Source organism: Paenibacillus xylanexedens (assembly GCF_007680605.1).
Taxonomy (GTDB): Bacteria; Bacillota; Bacilli; order Paenibacillales; family Paenibacillaceae; genus Paenibacillus; species Paenibacillus xylanexedens_B.
Map to the genome: position 1 here is coordinate 942,149 of NZ_VEIO01000001.1, position 17,374 is coordinate 959,522.

General features: G+C 39.4%; 19 protein-coding genes. 17 read left to right on the plus strand and 2 right to left on the minus strand.

The annotated features are described in order from the left end of the window. Nucleotides 1-243 precede the first annotated feature (243 nt). Nucleotides 244-810: a TraR/DksA C4-type zinc finger protein gene (locus tag FS818_RS04305; RefSeq protein WP_145329922.1), complete on the minus strand. Its 567-nt coding sequence runs from the start codon at nt 808-810 to the stop codon at nt 244-246. 200 nt (nt 811-1,010) lie between these two features. Here FS818_RS04305 and FS818_RS04310 point away from each other — a divergent pair, with 200 nt between their 5' ends. The 7 genes from FS818_RS04310 (at nt 1,011) to FS818_RS04340 (ending at nt 8,758) form a co-directional block, all read left to right on the plus strand. Continuing rightward, nucleotides 1,011-1,388 (plus strand): DivIVA domain-containing protein, encoded by a 378-nt coding sequence (locus FS818_RS04310; RefSeq protein ID WP_123067129.1) that lies wholly within the window; start codon nt 1,011-1,013, stop codon nt 1,386-1,388. Between the two features lie 42 nt (nt 1,389-1,430). Further along, entirely contained in the window at nt 1,431-1,880 is a 450-nt protein-coding gene (locus tag FS818_RS04315; RefSeq protein ID WP_145329924.1) for an Rrf2 family transcriptional regulator, read from the plus strand. Nucleotides 1,881-1,897: 17 nt separating this feature from the next. Continuing rightward, complete coding sequence (locus FS818_RS04320; protein ID WP_145329926.1) at nt 1,898-2,395, plus strand: metallophosphoesterase family protein; 498 nt, start codon at nt 1,898-1,900, stop codon at nt 2,393-2,395. 275 nt (nt 2,396-2,670) lie between these two features. Continuing rightward, nucleotides 2,671-3,591 carry a sugar phosphate isomerase/epimerase family protein gene (locus FS818_RS04325; protein ID WP_145329928.1) on the plus strand — a complete coding sequence of 307 codons (921 nt, stop codon included), beginning with the start codon at nt 2,671-2,673 and terminating at the stop codon, nt 3,589-3,591. Next, nucleotides 3,588-4,760 carry a Gfo/Idh/MocA family protein gene (locus tag FS818_RS04330; protein ID WP_145329930.1) on the plus strand — a complete coding sequence of 391 codons (1,173 nt, stop codon included), beginning with the start codon at nt 3,588-3,590 and terminating at the stop codon, nt 4,758-4,760. The genes FS818_RS04325 and FS818_RS04330 overlap by 4 nt, the downstream gene beginning before the upstream one ends. Before the next feature lie 208 nt (nt 4,761-4,968). Next, nucleotides 4,969-6,066, plus strand: a complete 1,098-nt coding sequence (locus FS818_RS04335; RefSeq protein WP_145329932.1) for a Gfo/Idh/MocA family protein — start codon at nt 4,969-4,971, stop codon at nt 6,064-6,066. Nucleotides 6,067-6,373: 307 nt separating this feature from the next. Next, a complete protein-coding gene (locus FS818_RS04340; RefSeq protein WP_145329933.1) occupies nt 6,374-8,758 on the plus strand; it encodes an AAA family ATPase in 2,385 nt (794 codons plus the stop codon). 48 nt (nt 8,759-8,806) lie between these two features. On the opposite strand, the gene FS818_RS04345 is transcribed toward FS818_RS04340, so the two are convergent. Further along, the gene (locus FS818_RS04345) at nt 8,807-9,094 is read right to left on the minus strand and encodes a DUF6809 family protein (protein ID WP_145329935.1); all 288 of its coding nucleotides are present in this window, start codon (nt 9,092-9,094) and stop codon (nt 8,807-8,809) included. A gap of 154 nt (nt 9,095-9,248) precedes the next feature. On the opposite strand from FS818_RS04345, the gene FS818_RS04350 reads away from it, so the two are divergent. The 10 genes from FS818_RS04350 (at nt 9,249) to FS818_RS04395 (ending at nt 17,092) form a co-directional block, all read left to right on the plus strand. After that, nucleotides 9,249-9,473: a helix-turn-helix domain-containing protein gene (locus FS818_RS04350; protein WP_145329937.1), complete on the plus strand. Its 225-nt coding sequence runs from the start codon at nt 9,249-9,251 to the stop codon at nt 9,471-9,473. A gap of 183 nt (nt 9,474-9,656) precedes the next feature. After that, nucleotides 9,657-10,331, plus strand: a complete 675-nt coding sequence (locus FS818_RS04355) for an ATP-binding protein (RefSeq protein WP_145329939.1) — start codon at nt 9,657-9,659, stop codon at nt 10,329-10,331. 148 nt (nt 10,332-10,479) lie between these two features. Next, nucleotides 10,480-11,034 (plus strand): hypothetical protein, encoded by a 555-nt coding sequence (locus FS818_RS04360; RefSeq protein WP_145329941.1) that lies wholly within the window; start codon nt 10,480-10,482, stop codon nt 11,032-11,034. A gap of 135 nt (nt 11,035-11,169) precedes the next feature. After that, nucleotides 11,170-12,000, plus strand: coding sequence for an HNH endonuclease (locus FS818_RS04365; protein WP_145329944.1), 831 nt, complete (start codon nt 11,170-11,172; stop codon nt 11,998-12,000). A gap of 171 nt (nt 12,001-12,171) precedes the next feature. Continuing rightward, the gene (locus tag FS818_RS04370; protein ID WP_260984552.1) at nt 12,172-12,699 is read left to right on the plus strand and encodes an AAA family ATPase; all 528 of its coding nucleotides are present in this window, start codon (nt 12,172-12,174) and stop codon (nt 12,697-12,699) included. 303 nt (nt 12,700-13,002) lie between these two features. Then, nucleotides 13,003-13,932, plus strand: a complete 930-nt coding sequence (locus tag FS818_RS04375; RefSeq protein ID WP_145329947.1) for a hypothetical protein — start codon at nt 13,003-13,005, stop codon at nt 13,930-13,932. Between the two features lie 348 nt (nt 13,933-14,280). Then, a complete protein-coding gene (locus tag FS818_RS04380; RefSeq protein ID WP_145329949.1) occupies nt 14,281-14,913 on the plus strand; it encodes a hypothetical protein in 633 nt (210 codons plus the stop codon). A 323-nt stretch (nt 14,914-15,236) separates the two neighbouring features. Continuing rightward, nucleotides 15,237-15,584, plus strand: a complete 348-nt coding sequence (locus tag FS818_RS04385) for a hypothetical protein (RefSeq protein WP_145329951.1) — start codon at nt 15,237-15,239, stop codon at nt 15,582-15,584. A gap of 147 nt (nt 15,585-15,731) precedes the next feature. Further along, nucleotides 15,732-16,148 carry a hypothetical protein gene (locus tag FS818_RS04390; RefSeq protein ID WP_260989778.1) on the plus strand — a complete coding sequence of 139 codons (417 nt, stop codon included), beginning with the start codon at nt 15,732-15,734 and terminating at the stop codon, nt 16,146-16,148. 629 nt (nt 16,149-16,777) lie between these two features. After that, entirely contained in the window at nt 16,778-17,092 is a 315-nt protein-coding gene (locus FS818_RS04395) for a hypothetical protein (protein WP_145329953.1), read from the plus strand. Nucleotides 17,093-17,374 lie beyond the last annotated feature (282 nt).

Consider the following 17,374-nt stretch of genomic DNA (forward strand, 5'->3'; position numbering starts at 1 on the left):
ATAGTTCTTTCTAGTGTAAGGCGCAGGACGGACCAAATGTAGACGTATGATAGTCGATTCATTCATTTTAGGAAGAGAAAACAATCGGGTAGCATGGAGTTACAGCAAAAAAAGCCGCCAATGGCGGCTTTTTATTATCATAATGGATAGGGCTGATTCCATCTGGATCGATGTCCAGACTATTGGATCATTAGATGTCCATATGCCTTGGTTAATCTGGACTTGAGGTATATTTCTTTTACTTTACATGTTCTCGTCGTAATCCTTCACATCTCGTTTGGCGGCCATCGCGGGGGAATTGGATGTACCGTAGTCCTCAACAGCTTCCCATGCTTCTGCATGGTCAAACTTGCCCGCGTTACGCTGTCTCACTTCCCCGGCACCACTCGGTGGCATCGTCATGACCTCTTCCTCAACAGGACGATCATTACTTACGTCCCGGTTTGGAGTATCATCGATGCAATAGGCGGTATAAGGTATAGCTTGCAAACGTTCAAAAGGGATCTCTTTGCCACATGTAACACAGGTTCCATATGTACCCTCATCCATACGTTCGAGGGCTTCATTGACCTGATTAAACTCTTCGGTTAGTGTATCGTCGATTGCGAGGTCACGGCTACGTTCAAACGTTTCTGTTCCCGCATCTGCCGGGTGATTATCGTAAGAGGAGAGTTCGCCTGTAGAATCTTTTAACGACTCTGCTGGTGCGCCATCCTCCATGCTGGATTCAAAATGACGTTGCAGATCCTCACGCTGCTCCAGCAGGGCTTGCTGCAATTCTTTACGTTGTTCTTGGGTTAATGTACTCATAAGGACATGCTCCTTTCCCGCTTAGGGGTTGTAACGACTTCTTACCCGAAAAGCAAGAGAAACAATCATTTTGCACGGGAGAGGGCGGTTTCGTTTTATATCTGATGCATTATGTGTTATAAAAAATAGAGAGAGAAATTGCCGTGTGTTCTTTTCGGATGAATGGAACCGCTGCTCGGCAATAATGGAGGGTTGTCAAGATGGATGAACATATGAAACGAAGATTGGACAAACAGAGACAATTGTTCAAACAACTGGGTGTGCAGCTGGATGCTTTATCAATTCATGAGAAACAGTTCAATTATAAACTTCGTGGCTATGACCCGGACGAGGTAGATGCTTACCTGGATCTGGTGATTAAGGATTACGAGCGCTTTTATGCGAATATTGCGGATTTAATGGATAAATGGCAGGAGCAGCAGCTGACCATTCGTGACCTCAAGAATTCGGTCAAACCTGTCGATGACCCGAACAAGATTGATCGCAAACAACTGGATGACATCGTGAAGCAACTGGAGTATACTGTGCGACAACTCAAAGTCAGAGCACGTCCTGAAAAGGATCTGTTTACGGAATAAGGCTGGAACATCCGGGATTATATTTAAAAAAGGTGGTTAATCATGAGTACTCATTTTTCGGTCAGTGTGCATTGTTTGTTGCTACTGTCTCTCAGCGCGCCTGAACGAATCACGTCTGCTGAAATTGCGGGTAGCGTTAATACCAATCCTGTCGTTGTCAGACGTATACTGGGAGGGCTGAAAAAGGCAGGATTAGTCAATTCTTCACCAGGCACTAGAGGGTTTTATCTGGCAAAGCCAGCGAGTGAGATTACACTTGCCATGGTTTATGAGGCAGCCAAGGATGAAGGGCCATTGTTCCCGATCCATGGAAGTTGCAATCCCAATTGCGAGGTGGGCATGCAGATGGATGGACTGCTGACCAACCTGTATCAGATTGCTGAATCTAAAGTGGAGCAGTTTTTTGCAACGATCACGCTTGAAGATATGGAGCGTACCAGTACCGAGCGGATCCAGGCTTCACAATTAGAGGCGAATCAGAAGTCGAACTAAGGGAAGGCGGTAATCACATGAAAATCATTGTTATCTCCGACACGCATCTACCGAAAAAAGCAAAAACGTTACCCGCGCCATTGGTTGACGCATTGACTAGCGCAGATCTCATTCTCCATGCAGGGGACTGGTCAGACTGGAGTGTGTATGAATTGCTAAGCCATTACGCTCCGGTCGAAGGCGTCGCTGGTAACACGGACCCATCCGAGATCGGGGAGAAGCTGGGTTTCTCCCGCATTGTTGAGGCGGAAGGGCTTCGCTTGGGGCTTGTACATGGTCATCGTGGATCAAACGGCACAGAGCAGAACGCCATTCAGACCTTTGCTGGAGAGCAGCTGGATGCGGTAGTCTACGGGCATTCACATATTCCGGTGATGCACACCGTAGATGGCCTGCTTGTATTTAATCCGGGTTCACCTACGGACCGCCGATTTCAGAAGCGATTTTCGTTCGGAATCATGACGGTAGAAGATGGGAAATTGCAGGCCGAGCATGTTTTTTTTGATCGTGATTAGATCGTGTTTGTATGGACAAGTTTACTTGGACAACAATAGAACAGCATTCCATATAAAAGGTGTCTCTGAACAGAAGTTATTTCTGTTTTAGAGACGCTTTTTTGTTTTTGGAGGATGATGTGACTCGAAACGTTATCTCTGAATGGGGAATATGTGCGGTTTGTTATCTGTCATTCATCTGTTTGCGTTAGGCTCTATGGCAGTGATCAAGAGAGTGATACAATGCGTTTACGACATAAAATGAATGCGTTTACATAAAGGGGAGGTTCAAAAACATGAAACTGTCCATATTCACCGTTGCTGTCCCAGACCTGGATGCTAACGAGCTGGCTTCCGCAGCGGCGTCAGCGGGTATCGCTGGAATCGAGTGGAGATATCGCGGCATACCGGAGGATGCGTTGTCTGAACAACCTTCGTACTGGCGAAATAATCGTTGCTCCATCGATCCGGACAGGTGGCAGGCAGAGGTCCCTGTTTTTCGGGAAGCGGCTGAGGTTCATGATAGAAAATCCATTGCACTTGTGCCGTATCTCAATTGTGGAGACATGGTTGCAACCGAGCAAGCATTCCAGGCCGCTTCTGCACTTGGCGCTTCTATGATGCGTGTGGGCGTTCCGGGTTATGACCGGAGTACAGCTTATCCCGAGTTATACGGGAAGGCCGTTCGTTATCTAAACGAAGTTCAGGATATAGCGAAACAGTATAACATTAAAGCTATCGTTGAAACGCATCATCAAACGATCGCGCCCACGGCTTCTCTAGCCTATCGCCTTGTACAATCTCTTGATCCCAAGCATGTCGGGGTACTCTATGATCCGGGTAATATGGTGCACGAAGGGTATGAAAACCACCGCATGGGACTTGAACTGCTTGGTCCTTATCTCGCCCATGTGCATGTGAAAAATGCAGGGTGGTACAAGAAGAATTCGGGGGACACATCAGATGCGAGATCGTTGGTTGGAAGCGGCGGCTCTAAACAATTACTAAGCACGTCATGGGAATGTCACTGGGCTCCGCTGACGGAAGGTATGGTGGACTGGGTGCAGATGGTACGTGATCTGAGAGCGGTTGGCTATGACGGTTATTATGGCATCGAAGATTTTAGCGGAACTTTGGATTCCAGAGCGATGTTGCAGCATTTTGCAGACGTTTTTGCTGCAATTGAGCGTCGCGTAAACGAGGAGGAGCAAGCATGAGTATCGTTCGAGTAGCGGTCATTGGAATTGGAAACATGGGTGCGTCACATGCCAGAACATTGGTGGCTGGAGAAGTACCGGGTGCAGAATTAGTAGCTGTATGTGATGTGAGAAAAGAGATGGAGAGCTGGGTAACAAGTAACCTTCCGTCTACCGTAACGTATTGGCAGGATGCGGAGCAGATGATGTCCTCGGGAACGATCGATGCCGTCATTGTTGCCACGCCACACTACGACCATCCCGAACAAGCGATCCAGGCATTCCGTCATGGCCTGCATGTCATGATCGAAAAACCGGCAGGTGTGTATACAAAACAGGTTCGGGAGATGAACGAGGCTGCTGCGGCAAGCGGTAAAGTGTTCTCCATCATGTACAATCAACGGACCAATCCGCTGTACATTAAGCTACGTGACCTGATTGCTTCAGGTGAGCTTGGTGAGGTACGACGTACCAACTGGATTATTACGAACTGGTATCGCTCCCAGAGTTACTATGATTCAGGCGGCTGGCGTGCAACATGGGCAGGGGAAGGAGGGGGTGTGTTGATTAACCAAGACCCGCATCAGTTAGACTTGTGGCAGTGGACAATAGGTATGATGCCTGTGCGTATGCGTGCCTTCTGCGCCTTCGGCAAATACCGGAACATAGAAGTGGAAGATGACGTGACTGCCTATGTGGAATATGAAAATGGAGCGACCGGTGTTTTTGTAACCACCACGGGTGAAGCACCAGGAACGAACCGTTTTGAGGTTAGCGGCGACCGCGGTAAGATCGTCATCGAAGACGGACAACTCACCTTCTGGCGCTTACGCGAATCGGAACCAGAGTTCAATCAACGTTTTACCGGCGGATTCGGACAGCCGGAATGCTGGAAATGCGATGTGCCGATTACAGGCATTGAGACAGGTCATCCGGGGTTAATCCGCAACTGGGTTGATGCGATTCGCACAGGGGTTCCATTGATTGCTCCCGGTCAGGATGGCATTCACGGCTTAACGTTATCCAACGCGATGTTGCTCTCCACTTGGACGGATAACTGGGTCGATCTGCCGATCAATGAAGACTTGTTCTACGAGCACTTGCAGGAGCGGATTGCCAATTCAACTACGAAGAAAGACAAAGCATATGCGGGCGGTCAGCCTGCCGATCTGAGTCAGACATTTAAATGATGACGTAATAAGTGAAACTGGAGATTTACACGGAACACTTCGATGACAGAATAATCTTTCAATCGCTGTTATCTCCTGATTTTTTGATTACCAATATCAAGAGGGAAATCCGGTTGTAAATGAAAAGTCAAACGTATTGATGGAGTCTGGGATATCAAAAGGCTTGATCAATATACATTAAATGCAATAAAGAAAAGGATGGGATAACATGGCGAAAGACGGAATGTTTTATGCACCTAAAAGTGCTACAAAAGAGGTTGTGTGCGAACCGGGAGAGTTCACTATCGCAGCAGTGGCTTTGGATCACGGACATATCTATGGCATGGTCGGCGCATTGCTGGAGGCTGGAGCTACGCTCAAGTGGGTGTACGACCCGGACCAGGCTAAAGTGGATGCATTCCGCAAACAGTTCCCTCAGGCACAGGTCGCCGCATCCGAAGCGGAAGTACTCGCGGATGAAGAGGTGTTGCTGGTAGCAAGCGCCGCTATTACGTCAGACCGTGCACCACTTGGGATGAGGGTCATGGCAGCAGGGAAGGATTATTTTACAGACAAAGCCCCGTTCACCACGATGGAGCAATTAGACTTGGCACGTGAAGAAGTAAAGCGTACGGGCAAAAAATACATGGTGTATTACAGTGAACGCTTGCATGTGGAAAGTGCCATCTATGCTGGACAGCTCATTGAGCAAGGAGCCATCGGCAAAGTAGTTCAAGTCATGGGCACAGGGCCACACCGTTTGAACGCGGGCGGACGACCAGATTGGTTCTTCAACCATCAGCAATACGGCGGCATTCTCTGTGACATTGGTAGTCACCAGATTGAACAGTTCTTGACCTTTGCGTCATGTAGTGATGCACAGGTAGCATTCAGCCGGGTCAACAACTTTAATCATCCACAGTTCCCGGAACTGGAGGATTTCGGTGAAGCTTCCCTGATCGGTGATAACGGAGCATCCGGCTACTTCCGCGTAGACTGGTTCACACCGGACGGCCTCGGTACTTGGGGCGATGGACGTACCGTTATTCTCGGCACAGACGGTTACATCGAGCTGCGCAAGTACATCGATATTGCACGCGAGCCGGAAGGGGATCAGGTATACCTGGTTAACCATGAGGGTGAGTTCAGATACAACGTCAAAGGCAAAGTTGGTTATCCGTTCTTCGGTCAGCTCATCCGCGACTGTCTGGATCGTACCGAGACTGCAATGACACAGGAGCACGCATTTAAGGCAGCAGAGCTCTGCCTGATCGCCCAGCATAAAGCCATGAGCGAGCGTGTGGTATGGAGTGTCGGTGGGAAATGAGGTTTAGGAGTAGGGAGTACGATTTTAGGTATGAGGCAGTAAGGCTTTAAAATAAGTCAGAGCAGTCCCGTTGTAACTGTAGGTATGCTTGTTAGCAAGTAATAACAAGCGAAGCAGTTGTGGGACTGCTTTTCTCTATTTGATGACTTCGCAGATGGAACAAATTGGGTTATATTAGATGTAGTTCGGATATGAGTTTGAAATGAGCGGTATATACGAAGTTCGTAGAAATTATGTTATACGACAGAGTCTAAAACTATCAATAACAAAAACTCTATAAACAAATTGAATCAGGGGGGCTATTTTAATGATCAAGAAGATTAGAACTATAAGAAATCTTGCAGTATTCCAAAATTTCGAATGGGATAATTCAGTAATAAATAATAATGGTCAAATAATGCGATTTGATAGAATGAATATTCTTTACGGAAGAAATTATGCTGGAAAAACAACACTTTCTCGCATTGTAAGGGCAATGGAAATCGGTGAAATTTCAGAAAAATACGATAGTCCGTCTTTCTCTGTAATATTTGATGATGATACTACTATAAATCAAGATCAAATAGCTAATGTTCAAAAGAATATCAGAGTTTTTAATGAAGATTTTGTTCGAGAAAATTTGAGGTTTATAATTGATCCAGAAGATAATGTAAAACCATTTGCTGTCCTTGGTGATGATAATAATACCCTAGAAGAAGAAATTGCTGTTTTGAGAAATGAGATTGGTTCCAATGAGGAAAACAAAGAAACTGGATTATACGAACAGTTGAAGAATTACAAAACAATTTATATTGAAGTAAAATCAGCTAACGATCAGCTTGCTAGTAGTTTAGACAGACAACTTTCAGAAAAGGCAACAGGACGCAACACAGGGATAAAGTATAGATCCAATAAGTTTGGAGACCAGAATTACAATATATCCAAGTTGAAGACAGATATCGAAAAGGTTTTGTCAGAATCGTACAATTCGTTAGTTGATCATCAAAAAGCTGAACATGAACTGATGCTAAAAGAGCAAGTTAAGTCCATTGTTCCAGCTCTCCCAACTTTATCCCTTCAATGGGAAAAGTTCTGCATTGAGGCAGAAGAATTATTATCACAAGAAATTGGTTCTTCTGATAAAATTAGTGAATTGCTTCGTGAGGTTAGCTTGAATGAGTGGGTGAAAAAAGGCTATGACTTACATAAAGATAAAAGAGAAATGTGTGCGTTTTGTGGAGAAAAAGTTTCAGATGAACGTTGGAGCGTTTTACATAAGCATTTTGATGATGAATCGAGGGCTTTAGAACAAAGAATTGGGAAATTGATCGAAAAAATTGAAATGGAAATGCAAGCAGTTGAAAATGGTTTTGTAACTGATAAAGGCTTGTTTTATTCCAATTTTCATAAAGAGATCGAAAAATTGTCTGAGTCATATTCGGAATTTTCGTCTAGGTATAATGGACAACTGAAATTATTAAAAGAGCAATTATCTAAGAGAAAAGAAGCTATAACGGTATCTATACCTTTTGTACGTCCTTTCGATTGCTCTCAAGAACAACGAATGATTTTGGAGAGCTATGAGGAATGGCGTATTCAATCTAATGATTTTACTGGGAATTTAGCATCGGAGCAGACTAATGCTAGAGAAGCTTTACGCTTACAAGAGGTCTATGATTTTTGTCAAATGACAAATTACAGTGAATATATGGGCTTCATAAGCGAAAACAAAAAGAAAGTAGAAGATGCTAAGCAAGCACTTGATCTAACTCAAACAGAGATAGAAAGACTAGAAGAATTAATAACAAATAAAAAGCGTCAGCTAAACGATGAGGAGAAAGGTGCACTCTTAGTTAATAAATACCTTACTGATTTTTTTGGTCACGAGTTTCTTTCTTTAAAAGCTATTGAAGATATTAATGATGGCGAAAAGAAGGTTCGCTTTGAAATTGTTCGAAATGGAAGACGTGCTTATCATTTAAGTGAAGGGGAGTGTAGTTTGATTTCTTTTTGCTATTTTGTTGCAAAATTAAATGATATTGATACTAGTGGGCTTAAACCTATAATTTGGATTGATGATCCTATTTCTAGTTTGGATGGGAATCATATTTTTTTCGTTTACAGCTTGATTGCTGCTGAAATAGCGGGAAAAGGGGCATTTGAGCAGCTTTTTGTGTCAACTCATAACCTTGATTTTCTGAAGTATTTAAGAAGATTGAATAGTTTGGAACAACAACCAAATGGAAAAAGTAAAAGTTGTAGCAAGCAGTACTTTATAATCAACAGGCAAGGTCATTATTCAACATTATTACTTATGCCGAAATACTTAAAAGAATTTGGCACTGAGTTTAACTATTTATTCTCTTGCATACACCAGTGCTCTTGTATAGACACCGTAGATGATTCGAATTTCCATTTGTTTTATAATTTTGGTAACAACGCAAGAAAGTTTTTAGAGATATATCTTTATTTTAAATATCCTGATTTCTCTGAGGACAAACTGGAACGTTTCTTTGGGGAAGATAAAATTCCTTCAATTTTAATAGATAGAATTAATAACGAGTATTCTCATTTACAAGGCTCTATTGAAAGAGCGGCTATGCCAGTTGAAGTGCCTGAAATGGTATCAACTGCTAGGTTAATTATTGACAAGGTTAAAGAAGATGCTGAACAATATACTGCTCTTATGAAGAGCATAGGAATTGATTCATAATTCTAATTAAAACACACTAAGCAAAAGAAAAGAGGATCATATGATCCTCTAAATGCTAGAGTTTTGTAATTCACTAAAGAGTTGTAGAGCGTCTTTAAAACCTTGTATGTATATACTTCTTTCTAAGATGGATTGAAGAGAAATTTGAGCGTCTTCGTAAAGAAAGACCGTATGTTGAAGTTGATCGGGCAAAGCATCACGGAGTGTTTTAAAGTATTGTTCTGACTCAGAAGAAAGCTGAGTGTATTCCGCATGATACTCCAAAAGCTTAGTATAGAGTAATTCTAAACGTATTCTTATAAGTGGTTCTGTTAGCGTTTCTAATGTATTGACCATATTTTAATCCTCCTTGTAATTAACTCTATAGAGTTATTATATAACTTCATAAAGTTAATTACAAGGTGAATATTTGACTTTGTAGAGTTAAATATTCGCTTTTCATTGATGATTACTAATATGGAAGATAAGATAGAACTATGGAGGGGAAAAGATGAACGTAATCAAGTGCAATATACGAGAACTCATGGCAGAACATCGGATAGATGATATAACAGAATTGATGGTGAGATCAGGCTTAAGTCGTAACTCAATCAACAAGTTATATAGGGAGACGAATATAGAAACAACAAAACTAGAAACTTTATTTAAACTATGCGATACATTTAACTGCAAATTATCGGATTTAATTGAATATGTACCAGAAGAAGAAAAATAGTGAAGGTATATTCTAGAAGTGATTCCATCTTATAACATAATATTCATGCTGCGGCTCCTTTGGAGCCTTGGTCTGCGAGAAGGATTTCAGGGAGGCATATCAGCAGACAACCCCTTTGGGGTTCATGAATACAGAAACGTTATCTGAAAGTCGGGCAAAAGGAAATAAGGAGAATCTAAACAAATGACAATTATTAGTATCGAGGGAGCAAGTGCTACGGGGAAAACTACAACATCTGCGACGCTTGCAAATCAAAATGGATCATTTCATATTCCTGAGGTCGCAGCATGGTGGGAAAAGCCAGAATTAGTTTATCCAGAATGGTTTTTTGAGAGGCAGGTAGATCGATGGAAGATTGCGACCGAGAAAGAAAAAGATGGTTTAGTGATTATTGATATCGATTTATATCAGCCGTTTTGGTACAATTGGGCTTTTGATTTTACGTTATTTGATGGGCAGTCATTAGAATTTGTTGAAAATTTTTATAGACCACTATTGAATCAAAGGAAGCTGGGGTTTCCTGACAAATATTTTATTCTACACACACAGGAAACTAATCTGAGACAAAGGAAAGCAAGTGATGAGACTAGATTGAGAAGAGGATTTGAACAGAATTTAAGATTTATTGAGCCCCAAAAGAGATATTTTCAAGCACTAGATAATTTTTGTCCAGGATTAGTTTGTTTTATTGAGTCAGATGAAATTGAGACCAACGTAAGAAAGATAAAAAGTGAATTACCAAATTGTAAGAGTACTCATAGACATTCGATAGAGTTGTTTGATTTTATGGTTTATTGGTTGAGGGAGAATAAAGCATCTTGTGCGAGTAAACTCAAAGAAGGCCCGACCATCTTATAACATAATATTCACGCTGCGGCTCCTTTGGAGCCTTGGTCTGCTGGATGAATTTTGTGGAAGCGTTTCAGCAGACACATCCGACTTCGCCGGACGTCTTGAATACAGGAACGTTAGGTGAAAGATACTATATATAAAGGAGATATAACAGATGTGGATTGTTAATGAAGATTTTCTACAAGATAAAACTTGGAATGAGCTTTTTAATTTAATTGAATCAACCGAAGGGAAAGTTATTGGTGATTTAAAATTATTTGATCTAGTATATTTTACTGATCTAGATAATGGCTTTGTTGGGAATGGAATTTATATAGTAAAAGATGAAAAAAGTATTAGGTACATAGGAAAAGCATCATCAAGGCCATTTATTGAACGACTTGGAGGACATTTGGATTTAAGGAAAATAGGCGGTTTTAATAACTTATTGAAGAATATAGTAAAAAAAGATTTTAAAAGAGAAGAGAGTGATCAAAGCATTGCTGAAGCTGGTAGAGTTCTGATGAATTACAAACTGATTCTAATATGTATGGAAGGGAAGAAGAATAATTCTTATCAATTTGAAACACTTGAGAATATATTGATTGATAAATACAGACATGAAAATCTATTAAATAGAAAGTGTAGGTTGAAAAAAACTTATAATAAAAACGGGAAAATCGCAGATACAATATACAGGAGAATCGAAGAAGTAGCATCCATCACCTAACATAATATTCATGCTACGGCTCCTTTGGAGCCTTGGTCTGCGGATGTATTTCGATGAGGCATTTCAGCAGACAACCCCGTTGGGGTTCATGAATACAGGAACGTTAGGCGAAATTATAGAGAGAAGGTAAAAGCTATGGAAAGAAGAGGAATAAGTGATTTGACCGCGGCTGAGCTATTAGGATATGAGCGTTTATATAAAGATGAATCTATAAATTACTATAAGCTAAAGAGTGATGAGGTAGTAACGATGAAGTTTTCTCATCTTTATCCAGATGGTGTTGGTTACTGGTATGGGGTGACACCTAGTGCACTTCAAAAATATCAATCTCAAAATATATCAGCACTGTGTTTGATATTAGGTTATGAAGGTGTTTTGAAAATACCTTTTAAATTTATTCTTGATTATATGAAGAATGCTGACAAATCGAAAAACGAAAATGGTGGAATTAAACATTACCATTTAAGAATCAAATATGACGACAGTATCAAAATGTATAACAAGTTTGTAGAGTTTGAAGTTAGCGAATATTTGATTTTTGATGAAGAAATAATTATGGATGACTTGAATAAGAAATCTATGGATCAAATTGAAATAGAGGCAAGAAAATTTAGTGATTATGCAAATCAGTATACTGAAAGCGAGAAGAGAAGCAAAATAAGAAAAGAGAGCAAAGCACAAAAACAAAGAATTGCCAAGCTAGAGAAACATACATGTCAAGTATGCGGTTTCTACCAAGAGTACGTCAGAAATAAGAAATTGGCTTGGATAATTCAAGTCGATCATATTATTGATAAATCTAAAGGAGGTGGCGAGACAATAGATAATTTATGGGTGTTATGCCCAAATTGTCATTCGAAAAAAACCTATGGTATCATTGAAATTAATAAAGAGGAAAAAACTGTTAAGGAAAATGGGAGGTTCATTGATATAAGGGATAATCATTTAAGATGGAATAAGGGATAGTAAAATCCATAAATTCGCCTAACATAATATTCACGCTACGGACATTAGTCCTTGGTCCGGCATTCGCCGGACACCCGACATGAGTCGGGTCGTGAATACAGGAACGTTATCTGAAATCAGTCAAGTGCGTAAATCTAAACCTAAACCAGAAGGAGTGATCACTTGATTATTATGATTAATGGGTCATTTGGATCCGGCAAGACCTCGACTTCTCAAAAGTTACAGCCTCTAATCCCTAATAGTATGATTTATGATCCTGAAGAAATTGGATATATGTTGAGAAAAATCATAACAGAGGACATCTACTTTGAAGAAGAACGAACTGATGATTTTCAGGATATAGAACTATGGAGAATACTTGTAGTACAGACAGCTCAAGAATTAATGAATAGGTATAAGAAACATCTTATTGTTCCAATGACAATTTATAAGTCTGAAAATTTCAATTACATATTAAATGGATTTAGAAGTATTGATCGAGATACTTTTCATTTTTGCCTCTTAGCATCTGAAGAGACGATCAAAAAACGAATTGAAAAACGTGGAGACAAATTTGATGTTTGGTATCAGAAGCAAACAAACGCGGGTGCAATTGCATTTAAAGATATTAAATTTCAAGAACATATTGACACAGATAATAAAGAAACAGAAGAAGTTATAAGAATAATTTCAAGAAAGATTTCAAAAATCAATGTGTAAGTAATTCAATGAAGTGACTGACTCCACATAACATAATATTCAAGCTGCGCCTCCTCTGGAGCCTTGGTCTGTTAGATGGATTTCGAAGAAGCATTTCAGCAGACAACCCCTTACGGGGTTCATGAATACGGAAACGTTATGTGAAATCCAACAATACCTTTTTGAATTATCATGTAAATTAATTTTTACAATTCTTTAAGCGTACTTTAGCCAATAAGTTGAATGCTTAATTTTGTAGAAACTAAAAAACTCTAAAATATTATAAAATGATTGAGCAGTAGAATTTTATGAAGGAGGATTTTTATGAAACAAATTAACAACATTCTAAGATTAAGTTACTCTCCGATGACCATTTTTGAATTTGAGAAGTTTAGAGATGATATAGACATAGGCAACTATCTCGAAAATTGTACTATATATATAATTGCTAAAAGAAAATTGCCGATCATGCAATTAATTGAAGGTGATTCTAGTAAAGTTCATTTGAAAATAAGCATGCAAGGAATATCTAATGAATTAGAAATAATAATATCTCAAACGTATAATGAGAAACTTTTTAAAGGTGGATTAACTTATATGAGAACTGGAAATAACACTAAGGATGAAGCAAGTTTTCATTCAATCACACTTTATAGAGGTGATAAAGAATTCATTCTCGCGGCAAATATTGATAGGCTACTACATTTGCATAGTCAAGGTTTAATAACTCTTCTTACAAAAGGCGATCCTGAACCTATCTTAACATACGATGTACTCTATGTTGGACAATGTACAGAACAGCACATTTTCAAAAGATTTAAAAGCCATCATGCATTACAAGAAATACTAATAAATGAAAATATTATTCCTGAGAACTATCAGATGGTTAACGACCTTGTCTTACTACCTTTCAATATTTCCAGTGATTTAGTCTCTCGAATTGATTCCGATATGAGTTTTGAGGATGTTAATGACTTATTAGTAGGTAATCATGGAATCAATGAAAATGCTATATCTTTGGATTGTGAGAAATCATTAATAAAGGCGATTAATCCTAAATATAATAAAACAAAATTTTTAAATTATCCAAAATCAAAAGATGGATTGTATAAATATAATTTAAATGCGGTAGTTTACCAAATACAAGAAGATATAGTTCTACGCTATGGAGAAAAATGTATATATGGAGATCGGTCTCTTAAGGATGCCTCGAAGATAGCGGTATTTGAGAACGAAGAATTTTTAATTTATTAAGTCGTATTTTTAATATTAAGCACAATTAAAAATATTTAAGCTCTTCACCATAAAGTGTCCTTGACTCGATTTAATAAAGAAGCATAAGGCTAAATGTCTGAATTATAAGGGTTAATTCCTCTACTTCCATGTGTTTTAAATCCTCTCTGATTCATTATCTTTTATGTAAAATGACCTGAGATATTAAGAAAGATAATTTATGAAAAAAAGAAAATGGAATCACATAACATAATATTCACGCTGCGGGCATACGCCCTGGGTCCGGCAGTCGCCGGACACCCAGCATACGCTGGGTCGTGAATACAGGAACGTTAGGCGAAATCATTGTAAAGAAGGAGTATTTAATGGATGAATATCAGAGGAGTAATTCTTGAAGGGTATTCCAATGCTGGAAAAACATCAGTATTAAGAGCAATAAAACAGCATCAATCTCAAGATGAATCCGCTGAACGGAGTGTAGTTGTTCTTGGAGAACATTATTCACAAATACTAAATAACAATCATGGGGAGTATGTGAGTTTATCTCGAAATGAACATTTGAATTTACTTAAGGAAAGAGTAGAAATGCTAAAGAAACTTAATGATTGGGCAATACATTTAGGACCAGCATCCAGAAGATCTCGGGGGCTTTTCTTCGTCCTAAAAAGATTTCATCTAAACCATCGTGTCGCTTTCCCAGAACACGATGATACTGAAATTATCGATATTGAAAAGCAGTTAATTGAACTAGGGGCTAAATGTATTCTGCTTACAATATCGGATGAAGTTGTAGAAGAGAGAATAAAGAGTAGAGATCCAGATGAATGGCTCAATAAGTCGAAGTCGGATATTGGACGAGCATGTAACGAGCTTATCGGTACTCAAAACAATCTAAGATATAATGTAACAAGATCAATAGTGCCTACCTTAGAAATCAACACTGATAATAAAGAATGGAATGAATATGCAAGATTAATCATGGAAAACAATGACTCCGCCTAACATCGTTTTCACGCTACGTCGCTTGTCGGCTCCTTGGTCTGCTTGAGGCATTTCGGGGAAGTGTGGTCAGGAAGACAACTTCTGCGAGGCTAAGTCTTCGACCCGGCGCGTTGCGCCTTAAGCCTCTCGGGTTCGTGAATACAGGAACGTTAAGCGCAACTTCTGGAAGAGCGCATTTAAGAACGATTTAAAGGCGAGGAATTACCAAGATCGACGAGGAGGATTCGAACAATAAGCGTAATCTACAAAGCAAACAACACTTTACAGGATTTCAGCCTGTTAAATCTTAAAGTGGACTCAATGATTTATCTCGGAGGGATTATGTGAAATTCGGAAACGGTGCTAAAGAAAATCGTGAAATAAAGATTTTAAAAGATTCAAAGACATTTTTAGAACTAAGAGACATTGTTAACAGATTTGATCCTGTAAATCTAGTTGAAGGCGGTGCTCCTGATGACGAACACGATCGTTTAACTACGGAAATATTAATGTTGCTTTTTCAAGATTCGATGGATGAGATTCGGGATCTTTTGATCAATTGTCAGGTATGGTATGGATATGATCCAAACGATATTAAAGAAGAGTACAGAGAACGATTTAACAGCAAGATTAATAGAACACAAAAAGAGATTTTAAATTGGCATACAAAGAATAAGAACCAAGAAAATTAGATTTATGTAAATAAAGGATCAATGAAGTCAACTCAGGAAGACAGAAGCAACGCTTAACATAATATTCAAGCAGAGGCTCCTTGTGGAGCCTTGGTCTGGGGGAAGGATTTTGAGGAGGCATTTCAGCAGACAACCCCTTTGGGGTTCATGAATACAGGAACGTTAGGTGAAATCAATGAGAAATTTAGTAAGAGGATGAGGAGATTGAATTTAATACAACTTAAGGTTCCAGCAGGCTATGCAGTAGTCTATAACAAGTTTTATGATGTAGAACCTATTCTCAGCGAAGACAGTGGTGATTTCATTGAGAATTGGGGTTTCTTCACAGAAGATTTACTACAAATAATTAAATTGAAAATAAAAAAAGGGGAATGGTATGTGCCTGAAAGAGAAGATACGATCCTTTTCGACATAGGATGGTATCCTGATTCAAATATTAACGGAGAGTATAGTTTACAACTTGTAGATGGGGACTGGAATGAAATCAAAAGCATTTCTTCTAAAGATCGTTTTGTAATAAAAGAGGCACTTGAAGAGTGGATGGAAGAACAACAAAGAATATAATTAGAAATTTGTTATGTAACTCAAAGAGGAGATTGGCTTCACCTAACATAAAATTCACGCTGCGGACATTCGTCTGACAACCGGCATACGCCGGGTCGTGAATACAGGAACGTTATGTGCAACTGCTGAAATATAAGAATGAACATATAAACAAAGGATGAAACTGATGGACAGTTTAATTGAATTTATATTGGAGCCTTTATTTAACCGATTTGTCTTGCGAATCAAACAATTGAAAGCACGAGTAATAATTAAAACATATTCGAAGAAGAACAAATGGATAAATGGGAAATTAAATGATAGAACATATAAGGAAATAATATTGAGTACCGAAAGTCTCTTGAACTTATTTTTGAACAAAGAATACAGAAATAACAATTTAATGGATGAAGAAACACGAACGACCTATATTGAAAACATTAAAAAAGCGATATAGAAACAATAATTATATGATCGTAACTCGAGAAGCATCAACAGCACATAACATAATATTCACGCTGCGGCTCCTTCAGAGCCTTGGTCTGTCAGATGGATTTCGAGGAAGCCTTTCAGCAGACAATCCCGTTGGGGTTCGTGAATACGTGAACGTTAGCCGAAATTGCTAGGTTACAAAGAGAGGTGAAAACATTGTGAAAGAACTGAATTTAAGACCAAGGCTATTAAGATGGCATTTCGATGATGAGGTTGAAACTGATAATCCAGAAGAATGGAATTGGATAGAAATCACGATGCATTTTACGGATGGTTCCAAAAGATGGAGCATTTTATATACACCAGAACGATTGCTAAATAACTTGTCTAGACCAAACATAGATCCACCAGGTCTTCATATGCAACAGCTTATTGTAGTTAGAAGCTACGAAGTTAGTGACATTGACAGAGTATTAAGAGTTTTCGATGAGGAAGATGAATTGATAGAAGCCTCAATGAAATATCCAGAGTGATTCGAATAAGTCAGCAACATCATCTAACATTATATCCACGCATCGGGCATACGCCCTCGGTCCGGCAGAAGGATTTCGGGGAGGAAGGAGTAGTCGGACACACCCAGCATTCGCTGGGCGTCGTGAATACGTGAACGTTATATGATAGAAATGATGGACTGAAAATAGAATATAGGAATAATACAAAAAAGTAGATAAGAACACTTGTACGGAGATGTAAACACAGGTAAAATATAGATACAATTGAATCTTGGGTGGGCATGGTTTCCCTTCGAAAGGAGG